The 25,342-nt window shown below is 50.5% G+C and carries 19 protein-coding genes and 3 pseudogenes; 13 read left to right on the forward strand and 9 right to left on the reverse strand.

Annotated elements, in window-relative coordinates; all coding sequences use genetic code 11:
• The first annotated feature begins 67 nt into the window (after positions 1-67).
• A complete protein-coding gene (locus B0W44_RS04140; protein ID WP_169835663.1) occupies positions 68-1,057 on the forward strand; it encodes a siderophore ABC transporter substrate-binding protein in 990 nt (329 codons plus the stop codon).
• A gap of 123 nt (positions 1,058-1,180) precedes the next feature.
• Here the strand turns inward: B0W44_RS04140 and B0W44_RS04145 are convergent, their stop codons facing one another.
• Together B0W44_RS04145 and B0W44_RS04150 are read right to left on the reverse strand one after the other, a co-directional pair.
• Positions 1,181-1,501, reverse strand: a complete 321-nt coding sequence (locus B0W44_RS04145) for a DUF3021 domain-containing protein (protein ID WP_237087447.1) — start codon at positions 1,499-1,501, stop codon at positions 1,181-1,183.
• Between the two features lie 72 nt (positions 1,502-1,573).
• A complete protein-coding gene (locus tag B0W44_RS04150; protein WP_077718904.1) occupies positions 1,574-2,044 on the reverse strand; it encodes a LytTR family DNA-binding domain-containing protein in 471 nt (156 codons plus the stop codon).
• A gap of 218 nt (positions 2,045-2,262) precedes the next feature.
• Here B0W44_RS04150 and B0W44_RS04155 point away from each other — a divergent pair, with 218 nt between their 5' ends.
• Positions 2,263-2,460: a CDGSH iron-sulfur domain-containing protein gene (locus B0W44_RS04155; RefSeq protein ID WP_077718905.1), complete on the forward strand. Its 198-nt coding sequence runs from the start codon at positions 2,263-2,265 to the stop codon at positions 2,458-2,460.
• A 40-nt stretch (positions 2,461-2,500) separates the two neighbouring features.
• Here B0W44_RS04155 and B0W44_RS04160 read toward each other — a convergent pair whose 3' ends face one another.
• On the reverse strand, positions 2,501-3,430 hold the full coding sequence (locus B0W44_RS04160; RefSeq protein ID WP_077718906.1) for a DNA-binding domain-containing protein: 930 nt from the start codon (positions 3,428-3,430) through the stop codon (positions 2,501-2,503).
• Positions 3,431-3,665: 235 nt separating this feature from the next.
• Here B0W44_RS04160 and B0W44_RS04165 point away from each other — a divergent pair, with 235 nt between their 5' ends.
• The 3 genes from B0W44_RS04165 to B0W44_RS04175 all read left to right on the forward strand — a co-directional run bounded on the left by B0W44_RS04165 (position 3,666) and on the right by B0W44_RS04175 (position 9,089).
• Positions 3,666-6,272, forward strand: a complete 2,607-nt coding sequence (locus B0W44_RS04165) for a M14 family metallopeptidase (protein ID WP_077718907.1) — start codon at positions 3,666-3,668, stop codon at positions 6,270-6,272.
• Between the two features lie 184 nt (positions 6,273-6,456).
• Positions 6,457-7,713 carry a sensor histidine kinase gene (locus tag B0W44_RS04170; protein ID WP_077721249.1) on the forward strand — a complete coding sequence of 419 codons (1,257 nt, stop codon included), beginning with the start codon at positions 6,457-6,459 and terminating at the stop codon, positions 7,711-7,713.
• Positions 7,714-7,853: 140 nt separating this feature from the next.
• Positions 7,854-9,089, forward strand: coding sequence for a dicarboxylate/amino acid:cation symporter (locus B0W44_RS04175; RefSeq protein WP_077718908.1), 1,236 nt, complete (start codon positions 7,854-7,856; stop codon positions 9,087-9,089).
• A 107-nt stretch (positions 9,090-9,196) separates the two neighbouring features.
• Here the strand turns inward: B0W44_RS04175 and B0W44_RS04180 are convergent, their stop codons facing one another.
• The gene (locus B0W44_RS04180; RefSeq protein ID WP_077718909.1) at positions 9,197-9,697 is read right to left on the reverse strand and encodes an Hsp20/alpha crystallin family protein; all 501 of its coding nucleotides are present in this window, start codon (positions 9,695-9,697) and stop codon (positions 9,197-9,199) included.
• A 190-nt stretch (positions 9,698-9,887) separates the two neighbouring features.
• Here B0W44_RS04180 and trxA point away from each other — a divergent pair, with 190 nt between their 5' ends.
• Together trxA and ltrA are read left to right on the forward strand one after the other, a co-directional pair.
• A complete protein-coding gene (gene trxA, locus B0W44_RS04185; protein ID WP_077718910.1) occupies positions 9,888-10,205 on the forward strand; it encodes a thioredoxin in 318 nt (105 codons plus the stop codon).
• 459 nt (positions 10,206-10,664) lie between these two features.
• Positions 10,665-12,076 (forward strand): annotated as a pseudogene (gene ltrA, locus B0W44_RS04190) (group II intron reverse transcriptase/maturase).
• Between the two features lie 62 nt (positions 12,077-12,138).
• Here ltrA and B0W44_RS04195 read toward each other — a convergent pair.
• Positions 12,139-13,095, reverse strand: coding sequence for a hypothetical protein (locus B0W44_RS04195; RefSeq protein WP_077718911.1), 957 nt, complete (start codon positions 13,093-13,095; stop codon positions 12,139-12,141).
• Between the two features lie 169 nt (positions 13,096-13,264).
• Between B0W44_RS04195 and uvrC the strand changes: the two genes are divergently transcribed.
• The 5 genes and pseudogenes from uvrC to sdhB all read left to right on the forward strand — a co-directional run bounded on the left by uvrC (position 13,265) and on the right by sdhB (position 19,733).
• Positions 13,265-15,043, forward strand: coding sequence for an excinuclease ABC subunit UvrC (gene uvrC / locus B0W44_RS04200; protein ID WP_077718912.1), 1,779 nt, complete (start codon positions 13,265-13,267; stop codon positions 15,041-15,043).
• Positions 15,044-15,143: 100 nt separating this feature from the next.
• Positions 15,144-16,378: pseudogene (locus tag B0W44_RS04205) on the forward strand (aspartate kinase).
• A gap of 179 nt (positions 16,379-16,557) precedes the next feature.
• Positions 16,558-17,220 carry a succinate dehydrogenase cytochrome b558 subunit gene (locus B0W44_RS04210; RefSeq protein ID WP_077721250.1) on the forward strand — a complete coding sequence of 221 codons (663 nt, stop codon included), beginning with the start codon at positions 16,558-16,560 and terminating at the stop codon, positions 17,218-17,220.
• 65 nt (positions 17,221-17,285) lie between these two features.
• Complete coding sequence (gene sdhA / locus B0W44_RS04215) at positions 17,286-18,995, forward strand: succinate dehydrogenase flavoprotein subunit (RefSeq protein WP_237087448.1); 1,710 nt, start codon at positions 17,286-17,288, stop codon at positions 18,993-18,995.
• A pseudogene (gene sdhB / locus B0W44_RS04220) lies at positions 18,988-19,733 on the forward strand (succinate dehydrogenase iron-sulfur subunit). Before sdhA ends, sdhB begins: the two are co-directional and overlap by 8 nt.
• A 256-nt stretch (positions 19,734-19,989) precedes the next feature.
• Here sdhB and B0W44_RS04225 read toward each other — a convergent pair.
• Both B0W44_RS04225 and B0W44_RS04230 read right to left on the reverse strand, forming a co-directional pair.
• Entirely contained in the window at positions 19,990-20,682 is a 693-nt protein-coding gene (locus tag B0W44_RS04225; RefSeq protein ID WP_228441505.1) for a lytic transglycosylase domain-containing protein, read from the reverse strand.
• Positions 20,683-20,781: 99 nt separating this feature from the next.
• A complete protein-coding gene (locus tag B0W44_RS04230; protein WP_077718914.1) occupies positions 20,782-21,804 on the reverse strand; it encodes an MBL fold metallo-hydrolase in 1,023 nt (340 codons plus the stop codon).
• 157 nt (positions 21,805-21,961) lie between these two features.
• On the opposite strand from B0W44_RS04230, the gene B0W44_RS04235 reads away from it, so the two are divergent.
• Positions 21,962-22,666, forward strand: a complete 705-nt coding sequence (locus B0W44_RS04235; RefSeq protein ID WP_077718915.1) for a hypothetical protein — start codon at positions 21,962-21,964, stop codon at positions 22,664-22,666.
• 132 nt (positions 22,667-22,798) lie between these two features.
• Here the strand turns inward: B0W44_RS04235 and B0W44_RS04240 are convergent, their stop codons facing one another.
• Both B0W44_RS04240 and B0W44_RS04245 read right to left on the reverse strand, forming a co-directional pair.
• Entirely contained in the window at positions 22,799-24,403 is a 1,605-nt protein-coding gene (locus B0W44_RS04240; RefSeq protein ID WP_077718916.1) for an MDR family MFS transporter, read from the reverse strand.
• 21 nt (positions 24,404-24,424) lie between these two features.
• Complete coding sequence (locus tag B0W44_RS04245) at positions 24,425-25,279, reverse strand: TetR/AcrR family transcriptional regulator (protein ID WP_169835414.1); 855 nt, start codon at positions 25,277-25,279, stop codon at positions 24,425-24,427.
• Positions 25,280-25,342: the final 63 nt, after the last annotated feature.

Genomic DNA, 25,342 nt, shown 5'->3' on the forward strand with positions numbered 1-25,342 from the left:
ATTGAAAATGATTCTCAATATCATGTATAATGTACTCAGTCAAAATACATGCATGGAGGTCATCATGATGAAAAGAGCGGTGTGGCTCCTTGTCGCACTTGTGGCGATCATAGCGTTGCTTGTGGCTTGCGGCACCGACAGTGCCGATGAGGCGTCTGCAGGAACCGGGTCCGATGTAGAGTCGGAACAACCGCAAGCGGATTCTCTGCAACCCCAAAGTGAAGAACTGACGGTCACTCACGAATTAGGTGAAACAACCGTCAAGAAAAACCCGGAGACTGTGGTCGTCTTTGATTTTGGCATACTGGATTCGCTCGATAAACTGGGAGTGGAGGTAGCAGGTGTCGCCCAGGACAGCCTTCCGCCTTACTTGTCGCAGTACGAAGCAGACCCATACGAAAATATTGGGAGTCTGAAAGAGCCTGACTTTGAGAAGATTGCTGAGATGGAACCGGACCTTATCATTATTTCCGGAAGGCAGACAGAAGTGTATGACCAGCTTGCCGACATCGCCCCGACGGTATTTATGGGGGTCGACTTTGAGAATTACATCGAATCTTTTAAACACAATATGACCACACTTGGTGAGATATTCGACAAGCAGTCCGAAGTAGAAGCTGAGTTGCAAGCGATAGACGACGCCATCAACGCTTTGCATGAGAAAGCTTCTGCCAGTGGCAAAAACGCGTTGATCGTGTTGACCACTGGAGGCAAAGTGAGCGCCTACGGTCCTGGCTCCCGCTTCGGGTTTGTCCATGACGTCTTCGGGATTGCAGCTGTTGATGAGAACATTGAGGCATCCACCCACGGACAGAGCATTTCGTTTGAATACATCGCAGAAAAAGATCCAGATTATCTGTTTGTTATCGATCGAGATTCCGCCATAGGTGAAGGGGAGGCGGCGAAGCAAGTCATAGAAAATGACTTAGTGAAAAAGACGAAGGCGTACCAAAACGACAATATCATCTACTTGGACCCAAATAACTGGTACCTGTCCGGCGGCGGCCTCGTATCTGTTATGGAAATGGTGAAAGAGGTAGACGAAGCGATCCAATAGGAAATCCACAGCATGCTTCGTGACATAGCGTAGAGTGGTCTCATTCTACGCTATGTCTTTTGATGGAAGTGGATTGACAAAGTGCCGGCGCGCTCTCAGCGTACTTCCTCTGGGGAGACGGGGTTACTTTTTCACTATTTCATTCATAGACTGTGCCAATCTCTTGTAATACCACCACGCACAAAACCAGAACAGCACGTATATTGTGAGAAAGATGAGTAAGCAGGTCATCATCACGCCCCTATCAAGCGGGATCCAGTTTAAACGAATGGCGGTGGGAAAAAAGACGGCGAGGGACGTGAGACCGTGAATGACCGTTTGCTTTAAGCGACTCCACCTTTCGATGTCGAACATGAGTGATGACAGCCCAAAATATATTCCGAGCGCGAGACTGACCGCCATATCTGTCCACAATTTAGAGACGGGGACTTCAATGGCTAGCACGTTCAAAACCGTGAGGACGATGAAAAAAAGGATCCCCCGAAGCTCGTACCCGCTATCATCCGCTTCAACACGTTAATTCCCATGTGTCAAACCTCCTGAAAGCAATTTTTCCTTTAATTGGGCGACATACTTCCGTGAGACGTACTCTTTGTTGCCCGATGTAAAGTGCACGCACAAGTTGCCGTTAAACGCCAATTCAAACCGCTGAATGCGGTTCAGATTTCCAATGACGGATTTGGAAAAGCGTGTAAATTGATGCGGTTCCAGCAGGGATTCTGCTTCGTACAGTTTCATTTTGAGTTCAATCCGCTGCTTTTGTACAGCGGCATACACTTTTCGATTTTCAGCATACACGTAGTCGATCTCGTTTGGGTCGAGCAAGACCGACTGTTCCGCATCGATTCCTAAGAGCCGGATCGGCTTCGTGCTTTTCACCATTCTGACTAAAGTCTCCAGCTCTTTTGTCCATTCTTTCGCCTGGATGGTGACAGTCGTTTCTTCGTACTTTTCGCTAATGTCAATGTGAACGTTCAATGTGTCCATCACCCCGATCTGTCTATCACCAGTATGATCGATGGGTTCTTTTTTCGCTACGTCTTTATCATAACCTGTACCGTGTTGGGATTGAAATGTCGAAAATCTCGGATGAAAGGGGACCGGCCCTTCCGTTAAAGGAAGCGTGGGAGGCGGCGAGAACGTGTTGACAGAGGGGAAGGGGTGCGGTACTTTAACATATAAAGCTGACTGAAAGGAGTTTACATATGGCTGACGTCACGATTAAAGTACGGGATAACGGTCCGTATATTGTATCCGGGGATGTAGAATTAGTGGACGCTGAAGGCAATCGCTTTGAAACGAAGCCAAAATTTTCATTGTGTCGCTGTGGTCTATCTGAGAACAAACCTTTTTGTGACGGCTCTCACAAAGAAAATTTTGAAAGTCGTGTTCGGGCTCGATAATCCCACACCAAAGGCGGTTCCGGTTTCCAGGGGAACCGCTTTACGAATGTTCTGTTGAGGTGATGTGCTGTTTTGCTTCAAAATAGAGGGCTTGAATGAACTTTCTCGCATTGATTCGAACGCGGGAAGCAGATGACGGTGCGTTGTGTTTAAGCTCAGTCATTCTATCCCGTACAACTGTAAAATCAAAAAAGACGGTCGCGTAACGTTCGAATGTCGGATTGGAAAAATCGGTCAGTCCGAGAGAAGCCAAGTGGTTAAGTGCTTGATAAATCGTTCTGCGCACTCGTTGCTGGGATGCTTTAACCTCTCTGTTTAGTTCTTCTGTGGTCGCCTTTCTTCCAAGATTTTGACGAGCGATTTGGGTAAACACCTGTTTGAGGGGAGGTAAGCTGTTCGTCAGCACTTCATCGCTTGCAATGTAATTTAAAATGTCGATTAAGTCTTTAGCCCCTTTTTCACCGATGACGCCTAACTCAGAGAGGATGATCCGCCCCGATGTCGTTAACTGCTGGGTAAAAGAGTGTCGGCTGTCATACGCAGGCGCACTTGGCTGAAGCACGTTGCTTACAGATAAGTGGATCTCCCGGATAGACCTCTCTAAACGTATGCGTTCAGTTACTTTTTTCACGACCGACTGTACTTCTACTCTGTTAATGGGCTTGGTAATAAAATACTCTACTCCGAGCGAGTAGGCTTCAGCGACCAATTCTTTGGCTTCGACTTGGGAAATCATGACGTATTTTCCTTTGAATGCACTTCCAATACTGCGGATAGTTTCAATTCCGTCCCGTACAGGCATTAAGAGATCAATGAGTACAATGTCTACTTGCTTTAGGGACAGCAGGTGTTCGTCTAACATTGAGCCGTTTTCTGCCTCTCCCACGACCTTTCCAAGGTCTCCATCCTCGATAATTTCGGTCAACATCGAGCGGATGGCCACATCGTCATCAACGATATAAAAACGCATGACATCGTTCACACCTTTTGAATCCACGGTAAAATTCAGACGGATGATACGACGCGTGGTTGGATAAGTTGTAGTTTATCGTTAAATCATGTAGTTTTCAATATAGGATGAATGTATGTCCATGACTTCAAGTGGTACCACCCGCTAGAGGCTGTGAAGGAGGTGACACGCGAGAATCTTGTATCGTGTCACGTGGTAGCATTCCGCTGAACAAACATTAGAGGGGGTTGAGATAGTGAAAAGATCGATTGTCGTGTTGTTATCGGCTATTTTACTCATGACACCCGTGATGACTGGAGCTTTAGCCAGTCCGAGTCAAGAGGCAGACGAGCTGAGAGCGGCGGCGCAACCTGAACTAGAAGAAGGGAAACGGGTCCGTATTCTCGTGCCGGGGAGCGACGTCTTTTACGAGATGCAAAGTGCAGGGTACGATTTCGCCGGCGGTATAGAACGCCTCCCTGAAGGCATCGAAGTGGACGCGATTCTCACGAAAGAACAGCTAGACGCATTGCCAGATTTCGGTGCCAAATTGGCAGATGAGGGCGCTTCCACACAAGCTTCCCCTTCACCGCATATTAAAAAACGTCCACGTGCCGCACAGAGCACCGACACCGTCGTCATCGGTCGGGTCGACTGGTTTACGACAAAAGGACAAGGGTTTTTGTCTGTCGAAGCGAAGTCTTCCGCTGAAAGTGACGCTGACTTGACACTGTCCTGGGACAGTGGATCAGTACAGATGGATGCTTTCGTCGACTCCGGCGAATACATGTATCACCGCATCTTGGCGAAAGTGGATGGACCTCGGCCCGATACGGTCACAGTGACAAGCTCCTTTGGGTCTGAAGCAACTGCTGCAGTGAACGACTGGCTCTACTCCGTCGAGGCAGATATTGACCGACCGGGGTATCAGTACGGTTTTATTGACGGTTACATGCATCCTACCGAAATTTATGATCGCATCGAGCAGTTAGCCGCAGAACATCCAAATATCACCGAGATTGTCGAGCTGCCGAACAAGACGAACGGTTACCGGCGGCACGCTCAAGCGCAGTTTGGCTCAGGTGTCGAAAACGGGGATCTCGACAGTACATTTTACGTAACATCGAAGATGTACGGCCATGAAGGTGGCAATGATATCACCGTGGCGTTAATCGGTCAGCCAGGATTGGACAAGACTACCGTATCTGTCGACGGAAACGACATTACAGTACATCTTGCCCAAGACAGTGATTCTTCAGAGATAGTGAGTACGGCTGCTGAGGTCGTTGACGCCATCAACGCCCATTCTGAGGCGAGTGAACTTGTGACTGCACATTTGTATCGCAACGGGGATGGCTCTGGTGTAGTCAGTGAAGCAGCGGCAACGAGGTTGTCGGACTTCTTGAGTGCACCAGAAGACATCTCCCGCGAGCCGTTCACGATTCGAGCCCTGCGCATTGGTCAGAACCGCGACGGATCGAAACCCGGCGTCCTCATTCAAGCTCAGGATCACGCCCGGGAGTGGGTGACCCCTTTAGTCGCCCTCGAGGCGGCCGAGCGGCTCCTCGCGAACTACGAGCATGACGAAATGACCAGGCAAATTGTAGAAAATGTGGACATCTTCATCATACCGTCGAACAACCCCGACGGCGCTCACTACAGTTTCTTCGACCGGAACATGCAACGCCGCAACATGACCAACCACTGCGGTCCGGAAAACTCCGATCCCGGGCGGCGCGGGAACTGGGGAGTTGACCTCAATCGAAACTATTCAGTCGGTTCCATTTTTGACGGTTACAGCGGCGGTTCTTCCGACTGTACCTCTGATACGTATGCCGGTCCTGGTGAACTGTCGGAGCCAGAAGCGCAGAACGTCGTCTGGTTGGCAGAAAATTTCTCAAACATCAAGTTCTTTATGACCGTGCACAGTTATGGCGGCCAACTGTTTTGGCAGCCGGGGGCTTACATTGCCGAAGGTCGGATTACGACACCGCGCCCGCCGCTCAAGGACGAGCAGTACTACTGGGAAATGGCCGAACAGATTTTGTCCAACGTCAAAAGCTTGCGTGACTCCGTCGTGCAGCCGCGTAACGTGGGCGGATCTGCCGATGTCCTCTACTCTTCAGCCGGAAACGTCCGCGAGGAGCTTTACAACAACTATGGCATTTATTCCTTCGGCTGGGAGATTGGCGGGTCGCAGTGGGACCCGGACCAAGATAGATGGGTGGGGGCAGGCGGATTCCAACCCGAATGGCAAGAGGCGAATCTCCAGTACCAGGAGTACGCGAGCGGTGTGATCAAAATGTTTGAGATTGCGATGGAGTACGGGATGGACGAAGATCCTGCCACCACGCGGCTGATGCAAGACCGTCAACCCGACGGTACAGTCAACGTTACGTTTTCAACGAGTGAGCCGGCGGCGATCCACTACACGACAGACGGAAGTGAACCGACGCAAGATTCACCGACTTACGAAGCCGCCGACATCCGCGAGCCCGGAGAGGTCATTCAGGTGGCTGAAACGACGACCTTTCGCTGGATATCGGTAGATGTTAAAGGGAATACCGAAGAGGAAAGGGCGTTCACCGTGCAAGTCGATATAGATGCTGACGGCATGACGAAACTCGTCGACCAGTTTGAGCAGGAAGGCGAATTGAAGAACCGTGAGGTGGCGCGGTCTTTACACGTTCACTTGACGGCTGTGCATCGCTTTGAAGAGCAAGGGGCTGCCGATAGAGTGGTCAAACATATGAAAAACTTTATCCAGTTGCTGGATCACCACAAAGATCAAGGATTAGTGTCCGACTACGCCTATCACGTGTTGAAAGATGATGCCGACTACGTGATAGACAAGTGGCAATAAGATCCCCTCACCGCCCCCCTGGCGACCGATCGTACGCTGTCGCCAGGGGGAATTCTTTTTGAGACAAAAAAGGGTTTGCCTTTGCTAAAATATATGTAAGTGACAATCGAACACAGCGGTGATTACATTGAAGGAAGCAACGGTGTTGCGCCATTTAACGAGGGAAAAGCGCATATTTTTCTCCATGCTGGTGATCGTCCCTCTGGCAGGAGAGTTAAACTTTTATCCGTTTAACGATGCGTTCCGGGTCAGTTTTGGCACCCCGACTTTTTTCTTCTTCTTGTTGTTGCTGCGCAAAATTCACCCCGTCGTATCGGGGGGTCTCGTCGGTTTTCTCGTCGTAGAGTTCCGCATCCTCCTCGATTTCCTCTTTCGCGCACAAGAATTCGCCGATGCGTTTCAGTCACGGTACCCTACCTTTTTTTATTATGTGACGTTTGCCCTTCTTTTTTACTTGACGAAAGTGAACCGCTTTCATCACAAACCGGTCGTCATCGGGCTGCTTGGAATTCTCGCAGAGGTGTCCGCCAGCCTTGCAGAGTTGACGTTTCAATACATTGCCTTTTCATCGGTGTTTACGTTAAGTGACGTGCACAAGGTGATCGTCATCGCCATTTTCCGCAGTTTTTTCGTCGTCGGTTTTTTTAATTTGATGAACCTGTACCAGACGAAAATAAAGGAAGCCGAAGTGCGGAAACAAAACCTTCACTTGCTCATGGTGACGTCCAACTTATACGTTGAAGCTTTTCAGCTGAAAAAGACTTTACAGAGTACAGAGGAAGTGACAAAATCTTCCTACCACCTGTATCGCCAGTTAAAGAGTTACAGCACGGCATCTCCTTTAGATTTCCCGGAGGAACTGTGTCAACAAGCGTTAAAGATTGCCGGTGAAATACACGAGATCAAAAAGGATAACCAGAGGATTTTCGCCGGTCTTTCAAAACTCATTTCGGATGAACAATTCGCAGAGTATATGGATATGTCGGAGTTGATGACGATCATCGTCCAAGTCAACCGGAAGTATGCCGATTCGTTGGGGAAAACCATCCGGTTTGTACTGGATATCGAGGACTGCCATACTCACTACCACGCTTACAGCATTCTGTCTATCGTGAACCATGTCGTCGAGAACGCCATCGAAGCGATTGAGGATACAGGTGTCATCACCCTTTCCGTGAGCAAACAACACCGTTCGGTACTGTTTCGCATCGGTGACAACGGACCCGGCATACCTCACAAACATCTGCATCTCATTTACAAACCGGGATTCACTTCAAAATATGACCGCGATGGAAATCCATCCACAGGGATTGGACTGTCTTACGTCCAAGAGATGATCGCAGGCCTTGGAGGTGATGTTAATGTTCAGACAAGGCCGCATGTGGACGGATCTGTCTTCACTGTCCGACTGCCTGAGGCCAACTTGGTACGGAGAACGTAGCAGACTTTTGGTTGTTTCCTGTTTCTTTTTGTCGTTTAGGCGATACAATGACCTAAACGTATAGACTGGCACTTATACAGATAAGAGGTCTTAAAGAAAGTATTCGGCCATACATTTGTGTAGAAAGGGAGGAGAAGAAGATGAGAGGCAATTTATTGACACAAATTTTTGCTGCCTTTGTCATCGCCATCATTCTCGGGGCTATGGTCGGTCCGGCCATCGAGGTTGTGAAACCGTTAGGGGACTTATTTTTAAACCTCATCAAATTCATCATGGCTCCACTCATTTTGACCACGTTAGTCGTCGGAGTGGCGAGTACCGGGAACCCGAAAAAACTTGGACGCATCGGCGGGAAAACGGTCGTGTATTACCTCGTGACAACGGGCATTGCGGTCGTCATCGGTTTAGCATTCGGATTTTTATTTTCTCCTGGCAGCGGATTAGACCTTACTGTTTCTGAAACGGAGGCAGTTGAACCTGGAGAGGCGGAAGGATTCATTCAGACGTTGCTCGGCATTATTCCGACCAATCCGTTTAGTGCCTTAGCTGAGGGAAATGTGTTACAAATTATTTTCTTTGCCATCTTTGTGGGGGTTGGCATTACGGTTGTAGGAAACAAAGCGCAACCGGTGCAACAGTTTTTTGAAGGGTTTGCCGAAATTATGTACAAAATTACTGGAGCGGTTATGCGCCTCGCACCGATCGGCGTATTCGGCCTCATTGCACCTGTCGTCGGAGAGTACGGCCTGTCTGTGCTGATGCCGCTGTTGAAAGCCATTACGGCCGTAGCCGTCGCGTGTATCGTGCATGCACTCATAACGTATTCCATTGCTGTCAAAAAGTTTGCCAGCATGAATCCGTTCCAATTTTTCAAAGGCATATCACCAGCGGCGCTCATTGCCTTCAGTACGTGCAGCAGTTCAGGAACGCTGCCGGTTACGTTGAAAAACACCCAGGAAAATTTGGGGGTATCTAACCGAATCTCCAGTTTCGTTCTCCCTCTGGGAGCGACCATTAATATGGACGGGACCGCTATTTATCAAGGGATTGCGGTCCTGTTTATAGCCCAGTTTTACGGGTTGGATCTGACATTTGTGCAATTGTTAACCGTCGTACTGACGACGGTATTGGCCTCGGTCGGCACGGCCGGCATTCCAGGGGCTGGAATGATTATGCTCACGATGGTGTTGAGTACTGTACAATTTCCGCTGGAAGGGATCGCGCTGATCGCGGGCGTGGACCGCATTTTAGACATGTTCCGCACATGTGTGAATGTCGTAGGTGACGCATCGGCTGCAGTAGTCGTCGCAGGGTCAGAAGATGAGCTAGAAGGTCAAGCGACAGAGAAGCAATCTTCACCCTCTGTTCCGATGTGAAGTATTATATCCTTACGAAAAATGGGCTGCCCAGAAAGTCAGAACTGCTGATTTTCTGTAGCAGCCCTTTTCTTTAAAGGGGACCCTCTCGGAGTGCGGTTCCTCTTTCAATGAAAGCGAACGTTGAGACGCCTCCCTTTGTCCGCCTTGACTTTGGGAAGGCGTATTTCCAACACGCCGTTTTCGTATTCAGCTGACGCCTTGGCATCGTCTACTTCCGCCGGCAGGGATATGACTCTGTGAAACCGACCCACGTATCGCTCAGTGTGATAATAGTCGGGTTCAGCCGGTTGGTTGTCGTTTTGTGGTTCCCTTTCTTTCTGTTGAGACGTCTCCAAATGTCCTGGTTGATTTTTGCGTGTGCGGCGTATCTCGCCTGTTAAGACGACTTGTGTCGGGAGCACTTGAATGTCCAGTTCGTCTTCTTGTGTCAAGCCGGGTATCTCGGCCTCGACAATCACTTCCCGATCTGTTTGGGAAACATCGACACGCGGTCCGAAACTGAATGTCTGCTGGGCCCAGCTGGGGAAATTGTGGTTCATCCATCGGTTCATCTCTTCGCGCAACGATTCCAATTGACGAAACGGCTCAAAAGGAACTAATGCCATTTGAATGTTTCTCCTTTCAACTGTGAGATTTTCGCGTATTACACTGTCAAACGTATTGTGCCAAACAGCTGGAAGGTGTATGAATGGAAATTAGAGGAATTGATCGAGATAAGGCGATTGGATATTTACTTTGAATGATGGTATACTGTGAGAGTAAATTGTAGGAATGATAAAAGGAGGAACTGCTCCCATGGCCATCGTGAATGTGACCGACCAATCGTTTGCAGCAGAAGTGGAAAACGGCGGTACGGTTTTAGTGGATTTTTGGGCGCCCTGGTGCGGACCGTGCAAAATGATTGCACCGGTGTTGGAGGAAATTGACAGTGAGGTTGGAGATAAATTAAAAATCGCCAAGTTGAACGTCGACGAAAACCCGGACACTTCGGGTCGTTTCGGAGTGATGAGCATTCCGACCCTGATGATGTTTAAAGACGGCGAAGTCGTTGAAAAACTGGTCGGATTTCAGCCAAAAGAACAGCTGATGGACGTTTTGAACAAACATATATAAAAAGGGAAAGCGGTAGGTCCCAGACTGAAACGTTCGGTCTGGGACCTTTTCTGTACGCCCAGCATGGGCGTCATCTATAGGGTGAAAGTCCCGAACGGGGGCTGGCGAGCGCCTACCGTAGTCAAAGGCAAGGGTGTCCGTCGCGAGGCGGAATCTGAAGGAAGCCGGAGACAAACGCACGGGTCAAGGTACACGAACTGGATTTGAGGCAGGATTAGTCGGATGAGTTGCCAGAACACAACGAAATCCAAAGCCGCCAAGGGCTCATCCTGTAAACTCCAGTGATCGCGGGCGGAAAGATGACGCTCTTATCTGGGGAGGCCTGCGGAACACGCGAAGTAACATCGTAACCGCAGTCGAGAGGCTGCGCTGAATCCGCAGGAGTCAGCAGAGGCCATAGTACGCAAGTACGGGGCGCCGGAAAGCGGAAGGGCCGAACCGAAAGGAGAGAGGAAACCGATGCGTTCGAGAGAAGAGCGCAGACAGCAGAATATCCCGCAAGGGAGCTGCCAACAGAGAGCAGCGGTGAAGCCGCGAGGGTATGTTGGAGCGCCGAGCTCTTCTCCGGCACAAGTCGCCCCTTCCTCTCGCGAAGACCATAACGACTTGCTGGACAGGATGCTTGAGAGAGAAAATCTCTTGCTCGCATACAAGCGAGTGGTCCGAAACGGAGGAGCGCCCGGAGTGGACGGAGTAACGGTAGCTGAACTGCAGGCTTACCTGAACACACACTGGGCACAGGTGAAAGCAGAGCTCCTAGCGGGAACCTACAAACCCGCGCCAGTCAAACGGGTGGAAATCCCCAAAAACCTGGAGGCGGCGTGAGGCTTCTAGGGATCCCGACCGCGATGGACCGGCTCCTCCAGCAAGCCCTGCTGCAAGTGATGCATCCGATCTTCGATGCTCACTTCTCATGGGACAGCTACGGCTTCCGACCAGGGAAGCGAGCCCATGATGCGGTCCTTCAAGCCCAGCGCTATATCCAGAGTGGATACAGATGGGTTGTGGACTTGGACTTAGAGAAGTGCTTTGACCGAGTAAACCACGACATGCTCATGGCGAGGGTAGCAAGAAGGGAGAAGGACAAGCGAGACCTGAAACTCATCCGGGTGTACCTCAACGCCGGAGTCATGGTCAACGGAGTATGCCAACGGACAGAGGAAGGGACGCCGCAAGGCGGACCGCTGAGTCCGCTTCTGGCCAACATCTTGTTGGACGACCTGGACAAAGAACGAAAGAAACGCGGGTTGCAATTCGCACGTTATGCGGACGATTGTAACATCTTTGTCGCTAGCAAGCGCGCAGGGGAACGCGTCATGGAATCGGTGATTCGCTTTGTAGAGGGAAAGCTGAAACTGAAAGTGAACCGAGACAAAAGTGCGGTAGACCGCCCCTGGAACCGGAAATTCCTAGGGTTCAGTTTTCTGCCGGACAAACAAGCAACGATTCGGTTAGCCCCGAAGACCATCTCCCGATTCAAAGATAGAATACGTGAGATGACGAGTCGTTCACGGGCGATCTCCATGGAAGAGCGAATTAAACGGCTCAACCGCTACATCATCGGTTGGGTCAGGTACTTTCGACTGGCATCGATGAAGACGCACTGTGAAAGATTCGACCAATGGATTCGGCGCAGACTGAGGATGTGCCTATGGAAACAATGGAAACGGGTCAGAACCCGTCTTCGTGAACTTAGGGCCCTTGGCGTACCAGAATGGGCCTGCTTCATGATGGCCAATTCCCGCCGAGGACCATGGGAAATGTCCCGGAACACAAACAATGCCCTTCCGACTTCCTACTGGGAAGCGAAAGGGCTGAAGAGTATGCTTTTTCGTTATATGGAACTTCGTCAACCTTTTGGAACCGCCTAGTGCGGACCCGCATGCTAGGTGGTGTGAGAGGACGGGGGCTAGCCGCCCCCTCCTACTCGATTTTACGGAGATGCTTCCCGGTCGAGCTTTGAACTTTCCACTGGAGAGGGGGCTTCCGGACCTGATCGAAGCGATCCAGGTGTTCCGTCTGACGGCGGGTCGGGATGAATGACGCGCAAGTAGCGAAAGACGAGTGTGGAAATGACAATAACTTGCAGAGCGCTATTGACCGGAAACATTAAAATGAGACTGAGAAAACTGCGTAGTGGGTGAACTTCCGCGTAAGGATCTAGCGGATTGATCCCACTTATGAGGCCTTCCAACACGAGTGTGACGATCCCTCCTGCCATCGTTATGGCGAATAAGATAAGGGCCGATAGTGCGACTTGGCCGAATTTCGTTCGAAAAGCGTGAAACGAAGCGGACAGAGCCTCGAACACGCCTTTATTTTTAGCAATCAGGACAGCAGGAGCGTGCAGGACGACGAGTCCGTAGACGATGTACAGAACGATCGTTAGAAGGAACAAAATAATGCCCCAAGCCACTCCCCACACTGTTTCTGTAAAAAAGAGCAATACGCCGATGACAACTGGAATCAACGGCAGCACTGCCAGAAGAAGTGTGACAAGATGTAATCCCAGCATCGGGAAGAGGCGGCGAAATCCGTAGCGAAAGTACGTCCCGACCCCCGTTTTGTTTTTTTGAATGCTATCTGCCACAACGCCGATTGAACCGGCACTTGTGAAGGCGGAGGTCAGCAGTGAGATCAAGATGAAGAAAAGCAGAAACAGTATCCCGACGACGACCATTCCGGGATTTAGTAAAGTTTCCAGTATGGCTTCAGGGCTGCTGTTGAACGGGTCGATACCGCTAAGTCTCGCGAGGACGATGGCTGCGAGCATGAAAGTAAAAAAGAAGGTGATGACGATCACTGGGATCGCGGCAGCTAACGTTCCGACCATAAAACTGCCCCATATTTTCAGTCCATGGCGATTCAGCATATCAAAATACGAAGTCACGACTCTTCCTCCCGATGTTTTCTCCATTCAGTACACGTAAAGACGCTGTTCGTTTCGACCGCTTTTAAGATCGATTTCACATCTCCTTACACACTATTACCTTAACACAAAACGTGCCGGACTCTCATCTTTGATTAATGTGGTAGGATATAGAAAGGAGGGAACAGTGATGGAAGCACGCATGGCAGAAAAGCTGTCACTCTTGCCCGATCAGCCAGGTTGTTACCTGATGAAAAGCGAAGACGGCGACATCCTTTACGTCGGCAAGGCGAAAAATTTGCGTCATCGCGTCCGCTCCTACTTCGTTGGAGCCCACGACACGAAGACGGAGCGTCTCGTACAAAAAATTGCCGACTTTGAATACATCGTCACAGAGAGCGCGACGGAAGCGCTCGTATTGGAATGTAATCTAATCAAAAAACACCGCCCTCGCTACAACGTCATGTTGAAAGACGACAAGTCTTACCCGTACATCAAAATTACGAATGAAACCCACCCCCGTTTGGAAGTGACGCGCAAGGTAGTGAAAGACGGCGGGAAATATTTTGGACCGTATCCGAATGCGAGTGTGGCCAACCATACAAAAAAACTGTTGGATAAGCTGTACCCGTTGCGCAAGTGCCGTACACTCCCCAACCGGGTGTGCTTGTACTACCATATGGGTCAATGCTTGGCGCCGTGTGTACGTCCGGTGGATCCGAACGAGTACGGCTCCATGATCAAAAAGATTGTGCGTTTCTTAAACGGCGGTCACAAAGAAGTCCGCAAAGAACTGGAACACAAAATGAAGCAGGCGGCAGAGGAATTGAATTTTGAACGGGCACAAGAATTGCGCGACTTGATTCGAAGCATCGACGGTCTAGAAGAAGAGCAGCGGATGAGTTTTCTGGACGACAAAGATCGGGACGTGTTCGGTTATGCGGTAGACAAAGGTTGGATGTGTGTGCAAGTGTTCTTCTTGCGCCGGGGTAAGCTCATTGAAAGGGATGTGTCTATGTTCCCGTACCACGGAGAGGAGAAAGAAGATTTTTTAACGTTCGTCACCCAGTTTTACTATGAAGAGACGGCTTTGCCGCATGAAATTAACTTGCCGGTCGAAGTGGACAACGATTTGCTGTCAGAGTGGCTGAAGGTGAAGGTACACACACCGCAGCGGGGGAAAAAACGCCAACTGGTGCAGTTGGCCAACAAGAACGCCAAGCTCGCATTGGATGAGAAATTCCGGCTCATTGAGCGTCAACAGGAACGCACCGTCGTCGCTGTCGAGCGGCTGGGGAAAGCGATGGGAATCGGAAAGCCGCATCGCATAGAAGCGTTTGACAACTCCAACATTCAAGGGAAACACCCTGTTGCGGCGATGGTTGTCTTTGTGGATGGAAAGCCGGAGAAACAGGAATACCGCAAATACAAAATAAAAAGCGTGACAGGTCCCGATGATTACGAATCGATGCGGGAAGTGATTCGCCGCCGGTACACGAGGGTGCTAAAAGAAGACCTCCCTTTGCCAGACCTCATCGTCGTCGACGGCGGGAAAGGCCAGATGTCTGCAGCACTGGACGTGCTGGAAAACGAATTAGGTCTGTTCATTCCTGTTTGCGGATTGGTCAAGGACGAGAAACACCGAACCGCTCAACCGATGATTGGCGACCCACCGGAACCTGTTCCCTTAGAGCGGGACAGCCAGGAATTTTATTTGCTGCAACGCATTCAGGATGAAGTGCACCGCTTCGCCATCTCCTTTCACCGCCGGACTCGAACGAAAAGTCTTGTGCAGTCGAAACTGGATGCCATTCCGGGAGTTGGAGAAAAGCGGAAGAGGAAGTTGTTGAAACGCTTTGGTTCGTTGAAACGGATACGCGAGGCGAGTATCGACGATTTTAGGGAAATTGGGATTGGAGACAAACTCGCGAGGACGATTAAAGAAGCGTTACAAGATGAGACAAAATAGTTGTCGATCCAGGCGACCTGTGGTAAGATGTCACCAAAAAAATTAAGTGAACGGACTACAAACATTTCCGGTGTGCGGGAAAGGAGTTTATTTGTTTATTATGGGGATTGTCGTGCAAAAGTTTGGAGGTACATCCGTAGGGAGCATCGAACGCATACGCAAAGTCGCCGAACGTGTCAAAGGAACGCGCAACGAAGGGCACCAATGTGTCGTCGTTGTTTCTGCTATGGGGAAATCGACCGACGAACTCATCGAAATGGCGAAACAGCTGTCTCCTTCCCCGCCAGAGCGCGAAGTCGATATGTTACTGACGACCGGAGAGCAAGTGTCGATCTCTTTGTTGACGATCGCCCTGCAAGAATTAGATGTTCCGACACGATCGTTAACCGGTTGGCAGGCTGGCATTGAAACAGACGAAGTGTTCGGAAAAGCTCGTATTACGTCCATTCAGACTGACAGGTTGAGACCGTATTTGGACGCTGGTGAAGTGTTGGTCGTAGCTGGGTTTCAGGGGCAGTCCCCCCGTCGGGAAATTACAACGTTAGGGCGGGGTGGATCGGATACGACAGCTGTTGCACTGGCAGCGGCGCTGGAAGCGGACTACTGCGAAATCTATACGGATGTGGCCGGGGTGTTTACGGCGGACCCCCGCATCGTACCGTTTGCACAGAAGCTGGATGAGATTTCGTTCGACGAGATGTTGGAACTGGCGAACCTGGGCGCAGGTGTGTTGCACCCGCGTGCAGTAGAGTGTGCCAAAAATTTCGGAGTCGAACTCGTCGTAAGGTCAAGCTTTACGGACGAACCGGGAACACGAGTAAAGGAAGTGTGTGAAATGGAACAGCAACTGAAAGTGCGCGGCGTCGCCCACGACCTTGATGTGGCGCGAATTAAAGTGTTGGGATTGCCGAACGAGTCTGACAAAATGGCTGATCTCTTCAGTTTATTGGCACAAGCCAACATTAACGTGGACATTATCGTACAAAGTGAACACGCCGCCGATACAATGGACGTCTCCTTCAGCGTTCAAGAGGCAGAAGCGGAAAAAGCTGTTCGTGTGCTGGAAGAGTGCCGGGATGAACTGGGATACGAGCGCGCCCTGGTCGAATCGGGACTGGCGAAGGTCTCCGCCGTCGGAGCCGGAATGGTGACGCATCCAGGCGTTGCGGCGACCATGTTTAAAACGCTAACGGATGCCGGCATTCCCATTAAAATGGTCTCAACGTCAGAAATTAAAATCTCGTGCGTCATTCCCTCGACAAGGCAAAGGAAGCTGTACAGTTGGTACACACTGCTTTTGCCTTAGACGCGAGTAGAGAAGCCGTTGAAAGCTGATGCTGCATTTTATAGAGCCTAAAGTCCACTATAAAGAGTAACGGATAGACGTTACTCTTTTTGTGTCGTGGACCTTTTGCTTGCGTTCCTTGACGCTCTAGAATCTTGGGAGTACAATGAACATGTTAATGAACATGTTGCAGTCGTACGTTTCTCATATCTTGAAGGAGGACAGAACGTTGGCAGAGAGCAAAAGTTTTGTGAGCCGCAGGCTTCATTCCCTGCTGGGAGTCATTCCCGTTGGAGCTTTCTTAGTTGTACATTTGATCACGAACTATTATTCGACGATGGGCGAAGAAGCCTTTCTAAAACAGGTGGAACTTTTGGAAAGCCTTCCGTTTTTGCTCGCCATTGAGTTCGTGTTCATTTACATACCGATACTGTTCCACGGGATATACGGGCTCTACATTGCCTTCCAAGCGAAAAACAACGTCTCGCAATACGGGACCTTCCGCAACGTCATGTTTATGTTACAGCGTATCACAGGAGTTATTACGCTCATTTTCATCATCTGGCACGTTTGGCAAACGCGCATGCAAGTGTTTTTCGGCAACTTAGAGCCGATCCACTTTGGCACCCGCATGCACGAAATTTTTTCTAACCCTGTTTGGATGGTACTGTACGTGATCGGTTTAATCGCTTCCGTCTTCCACTTTAGCAACGGATTGTGGTCGTTTCTCGTTTCATGGGGCATTACTGTCGGTCCGCGGGCGCAGCGCGTCGCCACGTATGTGTGCGGAGTCATCTTCGTCTTGATGACGTATGTCGGCATCCGCGCGATCTTCGGTTTTCTCGACCCGGAATTTGCGTCAGTGAGTTTAACATTGCTGTCTACAAGGTAAGGGGATTTCAGTTGAATGCGAAAATAGTCATTGTCGGAGGCGGGCTCGCCGGCTTGTCTGCTGCAATGAAAGCTGCAGAAGCGGGTGCGGATATAGACTTGCTGTCCATTGTGCCGGTTAAAAGATCCCACTCTGTATGTGCACAGGGCGGCATTAACGGTGCAGTTAATACAAAAGGTGAAGGAGATTCGCCGTGGGAACACTTTGACGACACCGTATACGGAGGAGACTTCCTCGCGAACCAACCACCGGTTAAGGCGATGTGTGAAGCGGCTCCCGCGATTATACATTTGATGGACCGGATGGGGGTCATGTTTAACCGGACCCCAGAAGGTTTGCTGGACTTCCGCCGCTTCGGCGGAACGAAACACCACCGCACGGCTTACGCCGGCGCCACTACCGGCCAGCAGCTCCTCTACGCGTTAGATGAACAAGTGCGGCGATGGGAAGTTGCCGGGCGGGTGACCAAATATGAACACTGGGAATTTGTCGGTATCGTCCTGGATGATGAAGGCGTATGCCGCGGCGCCGTAGCCCAAAACTTGAGGAACATGGAATTCAAGGTGTTCCGGGCAGATGCGGTCATTCTGGCGACTGGCGGACCGAGTATCATCTTCGGCAAGACGACGAACTCGATGATAAATACTGGAACGGCGGCCAGCGCTGTGTATCAGCAGGGGGCCCGTTACGCAAACGGCGAGTTTATTCAAGTGCATCCCACCACGATCCCTGGCGATGACAAGCTGCGCCTCATGTCCGAGTCAGCGCGCGGGGAAGGGGGGCGCGTCTGGACGTATAAAGACGGCAAGCCATGGTATTTCCTGGAAGAGTGGTACCCGGAGTACGGTAACCTCGTGCCGCGCGATATCGCGACGCGTGCTATTTTCAAAGTGTGCGTGGAAATGAAACTCGGGATTAACGGGGAGAATATGGTTTATCTCGACCTGTCTCACATGGATCCAAAAGAGTTGGATGTAAAGCTCGGCGGGATCTTGGAAATATACGAAAAGTTCATGGGCGAAGACCCGCGCAAAGTTCCAATGAAGATCTTTCCGGGCGTGCACTACTCCATGGGCGGTCTCTGGGTCGATTACGATCAAAAGACGAACATTCCCGGGCTGTTTGCCTGCGGTGAGTGTGATTACTCCATTCACGGAGCAAACCGCCTCGGCGCAAACTCCCTTTTGTCCTGTATTTACGGCGGTATGCTCGCCGGTCCGAAAGCGATCGAGTACATTAACGGACTGGAAAAGTCCGCATTGGACATGGACTCGGGCATTTTTGACCGGGAATTGAAACGGCAGCAAGAAGTGTACGACAACATAACGAAGATGGACGGTGACGAAAACCCGTATAAACTCCATCAAGAGCTCGGCAAAATTATGACGGAGAACGTGACGGTCGTTCGCTACAATGATAAATTGAAAGAAACAGACGACAAAATACTAGAACTGATGGAGCGTTACAAGCGTATCGGCATCAGCGATACCGGTAACTGGAGCAACCAGGTAACAACTTTTACGCGGCAGTTGTGGAACATGCTCGTCCTGGCCCGCGTGATTACCATCGGCGCTCTCAATCGCAACGAAAGCCGTGGGGCGCACTACAAGCCGGAGTTTCCTGAGCGCAACGATGAGGAATGGCTGAAGACGACGATTGCGATGCACACGGAAGACGGTCCCCAATTTACGTACGAAGATGTAGATACGTCGCTGATCAAACCTCGAGAACGTCGCTACGACGTTTCGAAACAGGGGGCGAAAGCAAATGGGTAAAACGGTCCAATTGATTATCACCCGACAAAAGGATCGGGACAGTGAACCTTATAAAGAAGAGTTTGAAATTCCGTACAGGGAGAACATGAACGTCATCAGTGCGCTGATGGAGATTCAGCGGAACCCTTACAACAAACAGGGGGAAAAGGTGGCGCCGGTCGCTTGGGAAGCGAACTGTCTGGAGGAAGTGTGCGGCGCCTGCTCCATGGTGATCAACGGACGTCCCCGTCAGGCGTGTACCGCTCTCATCGACAAATTAGAACAGCCGGTACGCATTGAACCGATGCGCACATTTCCAGTGTTGAGGGATCTCATCGTCGATCGAAGCCGCATGTTTGACGCCCTGAAACGGGTGAAAGCGTGGATACCGATCGACGGATCGTATGACTTGGGACCGGGACCGCGCATGGCCGAAACGAAGCGGCAGTGGGCGTACGAGTTGTCCAAGTGCATGACGTGCGGTGTCTGCCTGGAAGCATGTCCGAATGTGAACAGCAAATCGAATTTCATGGGGCCGTTTATCGTCGGACAAGTGGAGTTAAAAATCTCCATCCGACAGGTGAGATGAACAAAGAAGAGCGCATTGAAGCGCTGATTGGGGAAGGCGGTCTGCAGGAATGCGGTAACTCGCAAAACTGCGTACAGTCTTGTCCGAAAGGGATTCCACTCACGACGACTATCGCGTCGATGAACTGGGAAGCCACGAAATTTTCACTGAAGAAATGGTTGAGCAATTAGTCTATGCAGCAGCTCCCTAAGGGGGCTGCTGTTTTTTGACGGGGATTTCCTCGGCTTGCTGGGTGGCCGGTCCGTCTGGACATTCATTTTATAGACTGGTTGTTCTCACTGGTAAGCACCGTGTGTCGGCGTTGCGTTTCACGCCCGTTAATACGACCGAATGTGATTGGTGCCCGTTCTGTTGTGAAATGACGACACCCCCTTGCTGAAAGGTTTACGTTGTAAGCAAGGGGGTGTCACCATTAAGCGCACTTCGTTATGCCAATGCTAAACGGTCCTTTAACACGCGGTCGACGTAGTGACGGGTTTCGGCAAAAGGCGGAATCCCGTTGTAGCGGTCGACGTTGCCCGGTCCGGCGTTGTACGCAGCGAGGGCCAATGCCGTATTGCCGTTGTAACGGTCGAGCATTTGCCGCAAGTAGCGAGTTCCGGCAAAGACGTTTTCCATCGGGTCAAATGGGTTTTGAACACCAAGGGAACGGGCGGTCGTCGGCATGAGTTGCATCAGGCCTTGTGCTCCTGCGTGGGAGACGGCATTCGGGTTAAAGGAGGACTCGTTTTTGATGACACTTTTAATGAGCGCGAAGTCTACGTCGAACGCTTCACTTGCTCGCCGGATAATCCCGTCGAAGTCAAGCGGTTTCCTCGCGTCACCTTGCACGTTCAACGGCTGAGCGTCAACCGGTTTCGTACCTTTTGCCGCGTATGGGCGCGTTGTTAACTCCTCGAATGGTCCGTGAGTGTTTACATGTAAACTGTTGCCGTACATCTCGTACATCCGCCTGTGTTCTGTACGCCGCCAATCCGAATGTTGCATCATTTGCTGCGTCAATAACGTGTGAAACGATTCTGCAACGGGTTGCTGCGACCATTCTGTACGCGTGATTTTACGCGGGTGGGACGTTTGGGCGTTTAGATAGTAAATCGGCTGATGGTGGATGGGTTCCATGTCAAAACACCCTTTCGTACCGATTATGTAATATTATCGGCATTTCGTCCCAATTTGTACAGCGTCTATATTAAAAAATAGTCAGCTCCGTCTGGCGCGTCAGCGGGAAATTCCCATTTCTAACTCGTTGGCTGTTCCGAGGTCGATTTTTTCTTGAGTTAAATTGATTTTAACGATTTCATCTTGCACTGCCTCCGGTTTACGAACGTCTATGGATATTCCAGATTTCGGAAAAGAGTGAGCATCTTTTTTCAGTTCGCCGAGAAGGACTCCTACAATTCCGTGTTCATTGACAAGGGCGATATCCTCGGTGTGGGCGGGAAGAACGATCGTTTCCTCTGAGGCTTCGCGCATGCGGGAATGAGCTTCGACACTCCGGCGGAATGCCTCGTGTCGTATAGGGTGGTCGCCGCTCAAGAAGAAGCGGTCTCCGTAAAACAGGCCGACAGATAGATCCATCTGACGGTTTATGTTAGGCAACACGATCACGTCGATCGGCGTGTCTCCGAGGGGCAGGGTAGACTGTTCTTCCAACGGATGGCTCTCGCCCTGAAATCGTTCATCTGACGGCACATAGTACGGGCTCCCCGTCTTAGCTGCAAGTCTCGCCGCTCCTGACACGTGATCGCGGTGGAGGGTTGTGTCTACGACACATGAAATGTCGACACTTTCGGCGTGGGCCAAGCCCAAATAGTAGTCGATGTGGTACGAGGGGTCGACGATCATCGCTTCATCGCCTGATGTCACCATATACGACAGGCATCCCCGCGACAGGCGGTGGATTTGCCACACTTTCACCTGTTCATCGAAGCCGACAACTACTGGATGGTAGAATTGGTTCCATGCCAGATGCCCTCCAGCCAAATAACGGACTGTCCACCCTTTGTTCGCTATCCTTTCCGCATACTGCTGGCACGTATCGCTGTCGTGGCAGACGAGAAATATTTCTGCCCCGTCGGGAAAATCAGCGTTGGCGGGGGATTGTTCGCGCAGTTGGGTCAAACGTTCCCCTTGGAACAGCCACTGCCGCGGACGATGATGCGTCACTTCTTGAATCGCGATCATTTTGTTCCGTTTCATCTCACGGGACAGTTCTTCTACGCTTAAACTTTCAATCGTCATCGTGGTGGTTCACCTCAATTTGTCGATTGGTTTTCTCGAATTTTTAGTTAGTTTTCTCGAACGGCGTGGATTCATGCAACAAATCTAGATTTGTCGAATAGGGCAAGCCGCTCAAGGCATAAGGCTTAGTAAAGTTGACGAGATGGGGGCGAGGACGTTGATGAGGTTGAACCGCATTTCCATCGAACGGGTTTGGCCGGTGTTGGACACAGAAGTGCTCGCTTTTTCGGAATTGAGACAAGATGAGTTGTATCCGAGTATCCGCCCGAACCAAATTGTCTCTTACATTGAAGGGGCAGTTGAATTTGGCAGGCAGGCAGGAAAGGAGTATGAGTACAACGGCGATCTGGCGCCGCTGATGGAGCATATTGTGCGCAGTGACACGAGGGTGACCTTTGTCGATGAGCCAAAAAAGGACGGGGACAAACTGATCAGAGCCCAGTACATTCGCAAACCCGCCACGATACTCGTGTATCGCCCGTCGTTGGAACAGATGGACCATTTTTTCCTCAGGAGCGGATTTCACATACGGCAGGAAGATTTAATCGCCCTGCACGTGTGCCATGAGTGGTTCCACCATTTGGAAGACACCCGTTTCGGCCGAACGGACGACAAACTTCCGAAAATCGTTATGCGTAAAGTCGGGCCCGTCATGTTTAAACAGCCTGTGGAGAGTACACGGGAGATTGCGGCCCACGCCTTTACGCAGCAAGTCATAGGCCTTTCGTGGTATCCGCTGTTACTCGATCTGTTGATCGATTATTCGGAACGTAAGGTAAAGAAAGAGCAAATCAGGGACAGCTTTAACGGGCTTAAGCAGGAATTCAAACGGGCCGTCGAAGCAGATGTGACCGCTGTATAGCTGAGATGTTTCTTTTCTTTGTTAGAAGCCGGTTGACGGTTCCGGATTTTCAATGGGTTTGTGTCAGCGAGAATTTCATTTAAATAGGTGACAAAGCTGCTTTCAGCAATTTAGGAAGAAACTCTACATTCTCTACTCATTTTCGTTGTAATATTTATCTCCTTGCAGAGGGCGTTCCGGCAGGAAAAAGGTGCCGATTAAGCACAGTACGGCGAACACGAGGCCAACTTCAAACAACTGGTTGATCCCGGCTGTCAGGGACGCTTTTACGGCGTAGAGCAGTTGCTGGAACATCTCTTGTCCTGCTTCTCCGAAGGCGGCGAACTGATCGGCCATTTCCTGCTGCGCTTGTTGCGTCAACATAGTTTGTGGGTCGAACCGGGCCCAATCACCAGAGAGATCTTTCAGTTCGTCGGGCAATGTGACGTTCAAGCTGCTCTGGAATCCCCGGTTGAGAATCGATCCGAAGATCGGGGAGGCAATGACACCGCCCAAGGAGGAGACGAATTGCTGGGTGGCATTCACAGTTCCCATCATCCGGTAAGGGAAAGCGTTTTGCACCGCGATGTTCAACAGCGGCATGAGGGAACCGACTCCTAGTCCGAGGACGACCATGTTGACGATGACCGTCGGAAATTGCGTCTCAACGTCCATGTTCATCAACAAAAGAGAGCCGAGGACGATGAATGCTGCACTGACGTGGGACAAGGTGCGGTATTTCCCTGTCTTCGTCATGAGTTGCCCGGCAACCACACTGCCGATGATAAAACTGATCATCATCGGTGACATGACCAAACCGCTGTTTTGAGCGTTGAGCCCGATGACGCCTTGGATGAACAACGGGAGGAACATGATGCTGCCGAACATCGCCATGGAGACAAAAATGCCGAGAACGAGCGATGTGGTAAAGATGCGGTTTTTAAACAGAGAGGGAGTGATCACGGGATCGGACGCCTTCTGCTCAAACCAGATGAACAAAACTAAGACAGCTGTACCACTCCCGAATAGCACCCATATGACCGGGGACGTCCAAGTGTATTTCGTCCCGGCCCAAGTGAATCCCAATAAAACGGGGACGAGACCTGCGATGAGCAGAAGAGAGCCAAACCAATCTACCTTCGATTGCTCTTTGGCGCGCACTTTGGGCAGGGCCAATAGGACGCCGATTAAGGCGAGCATGCCGAACGGCAGGTTGATGTAAAACACCCAACGCCAGGAGAACGTTTCTGTGATCCACCCGCCAATGACGGGGCCGAGAATGCTGGACAGACCAAACACGGCGCCGATCACTCCCATCCAGCGTCCGCGTTCTTTCGGATTAAAAATATCACCGATTGTCGCCCGGGGCATACTCATCATCGCTCCAGCTCCGATTCCTTGTACTCCTCTGGCCAGCACTAATTCCAGCATCGAATGGGCTAGCCCGCAGGCTGCCGATCCGATCATAAACACGATAAGGCCGAAGACGTAAAACGGTTTTCGCCCGTACACATCGGACAATTTTCCGTAAATGGGAACCGTGACGGCGGAAGTGAGCATAAAGGCGCTAAACAACCACGCATAGAGCGAGAACCCTTGTAATTCTCCGACGATGGTCGGGATGGCAGTAGAGACGACCGTTTGGTTCATCGAGGAGAAGAACATTGTAAGGAGTACCGTGGCAAGAGCCCACCACTTGCGTTGTCCCGTAATCTGGTTCGTCGTTTGTACGTTGGACTTTATTATCTCTGTCGCCATGACATCCACTCCTCTTTCTTTTTAAAGGTCCAATATGTCGGCAATCTCTTTCCGGTATGGCTGCAGGGGCTCGATGCCGTCGAAATTGGCCAGCATCCCTTTAAAAATGTATCTTTCAGTACGGTCGCTTCTGACTTCTTTCAGCAAAAAGTTGAGTGTGGCAAGCAACTCTTCCCTCGTGTCTGCATCGAGATTGAGCTTGTTCACTTCTTTCTGCATCGTGCGCAACAGTTGGATGATCCGACGGTTATCCTGTAAAACAGGGTTGAACATGGATTTTGTTAGCAACGGGGTCTCGTTGTCCTTGATCATGCCGTGCACGATGTCGTCCAATCTCTTAACGATAAAGCGAGAAAGCTTTCCAGCATGGAGGTCAATTCCGTTTACAATCATTAATTTCATATAAGATTTGTGGATCCCTTGGAACAGATTCGATACGTCTGCTAAGTAAGGAGAGACCGGGTCTCCGTACATAGCCAAAAAGCTGCTGTGCAGCCACTGTTCGCGTTCAAGTCGTTTTTGTTTAAAAAAGTGCTCAATGTCGTCGTTCATGTAGAGATATTGCTCTCTGAGTTGGATGATGACGACATTTTTTTGCCGCATTATTTCTTCAAATTGCTTTTGTAGCTGGCGGATAAATGTTTCCCGAGGGCCTACGCCTTCGTCCTGTACAGAAAACATGTGCTGTTCAAGGCGTTCTGTATAATGCTTAAATATCGACAGGACGAGCTCTTCTTTGGAACGAAAGTGCAAATAAAAGGAGCCTTTGGAAATGCCGCTGATGTCCGCAATTTCTTGTATCGTCGTTGCGTCCACTCCTTTTTTGGCGAACAGCTTCACAGCTGTTTCTATAATGCTTTTTTTCTTCGCGTGCACGGGCATTTCCCCTTTCTTCCAATTGACGTAAGGAAAAGTGACTGGCCGGACAGTCACCCTTCT

Origin of the sequence: Novibacillus thermophilus, assembly GCF_002005165.1 — a bacterium.
Taxonomy (GTDB): Bacteria; Bacillota; Bacilli; order Thermoactinomycetales; family Novibacillaceae; genus Novibacillus; species Novibacillus thermophilus.

Coding starts and splice junctions, on each gene's coding strand:
- B0W44_RS04160 (WP_077718906.1), bottom strand. CDS start 3,430: ATGCGTTTTTATATCGTTGATGACGATGTGGCCATCCGCTCGATGTTG.
- B0W44_RS04170 (WP_077721249.1), top strand. CDS start 6,457: ATGCTGGTGATCGTCCCTCTGGCAGGAGAGTTAAACTTTTATCCGTTT.
- B0W44_RS04155 (WP_077718905.1), top strand. CDS start 2,263: ATGGCTGACGTCACGATTAAAGTACGGGATAACGGTCCGTATATTGTA.
- B0W44_RS04240 (WP_077718916.1), bottom strand. CDS start 24,403: ATGGCGACAGAGATAATAAAGTCCAACGTACAAACGACGAACCAGATT.
- B0W44_RS04150 (WP_077718904.1), bottom strand. CDS start 2,044: ATGGACACATTGAACGTTCACATTGACATTAGCGAAAAGTACGAAGAA.
- B0W44_RS04140 (WP_169835663.1), top strand. CDS start 68: ATGAAAAGAGCGGTGTGGCTCCTTGTCGCACTTGTGGCGATCATAGCG.
- B0W44_RS04230 (WP_077718914.1), bottom strand. CDS start 21,804: ATGACGATTGAAAGTTTAAGCGTAGAAGAACTGTCCCGTGAGATGAAA.
- trxA (WP_077718910.1), top strand. CDS start 9,888: ATGGCCATCGTGAATGTGACCGACCAATCGTTTGCAGCAGAAGTGGAA.
- B0W44_RS04180 (WP_077718909.1), bottom strand. CDS start 9,697: ATGGCATTAGTTCCTTTTGAGCCGTTTCGTCAATTGGAATCGTTGCGC.
- B0W44_RS04175 (WP_077718908.1), top strand. CDS start 7,854: ATGAGAGGCAATTTATTGACACAAATTTTTGCTGCCTTTGTCATCGCC.
- B0W44_RS04225 (WP_228441505.1), bottom strand. CDS start 20,682: ATGGAACCCATCCACCATCAGCCGATTTACTATCTAAACGCCCAAACG.
- uvrC (WP_077718912.1), top strand. CDS start 13,265: ATGGAAGCACGCATGGCAGAAAAGCTGTCACTCTTGCCCGATCAGCCA.
- sdhA (WP_237087448.1), top strand. CDS start 17,286: ATGAAAGCTGCAGAAGCGGGTGCGGATATAGACTTGCTGTCCATTGTG.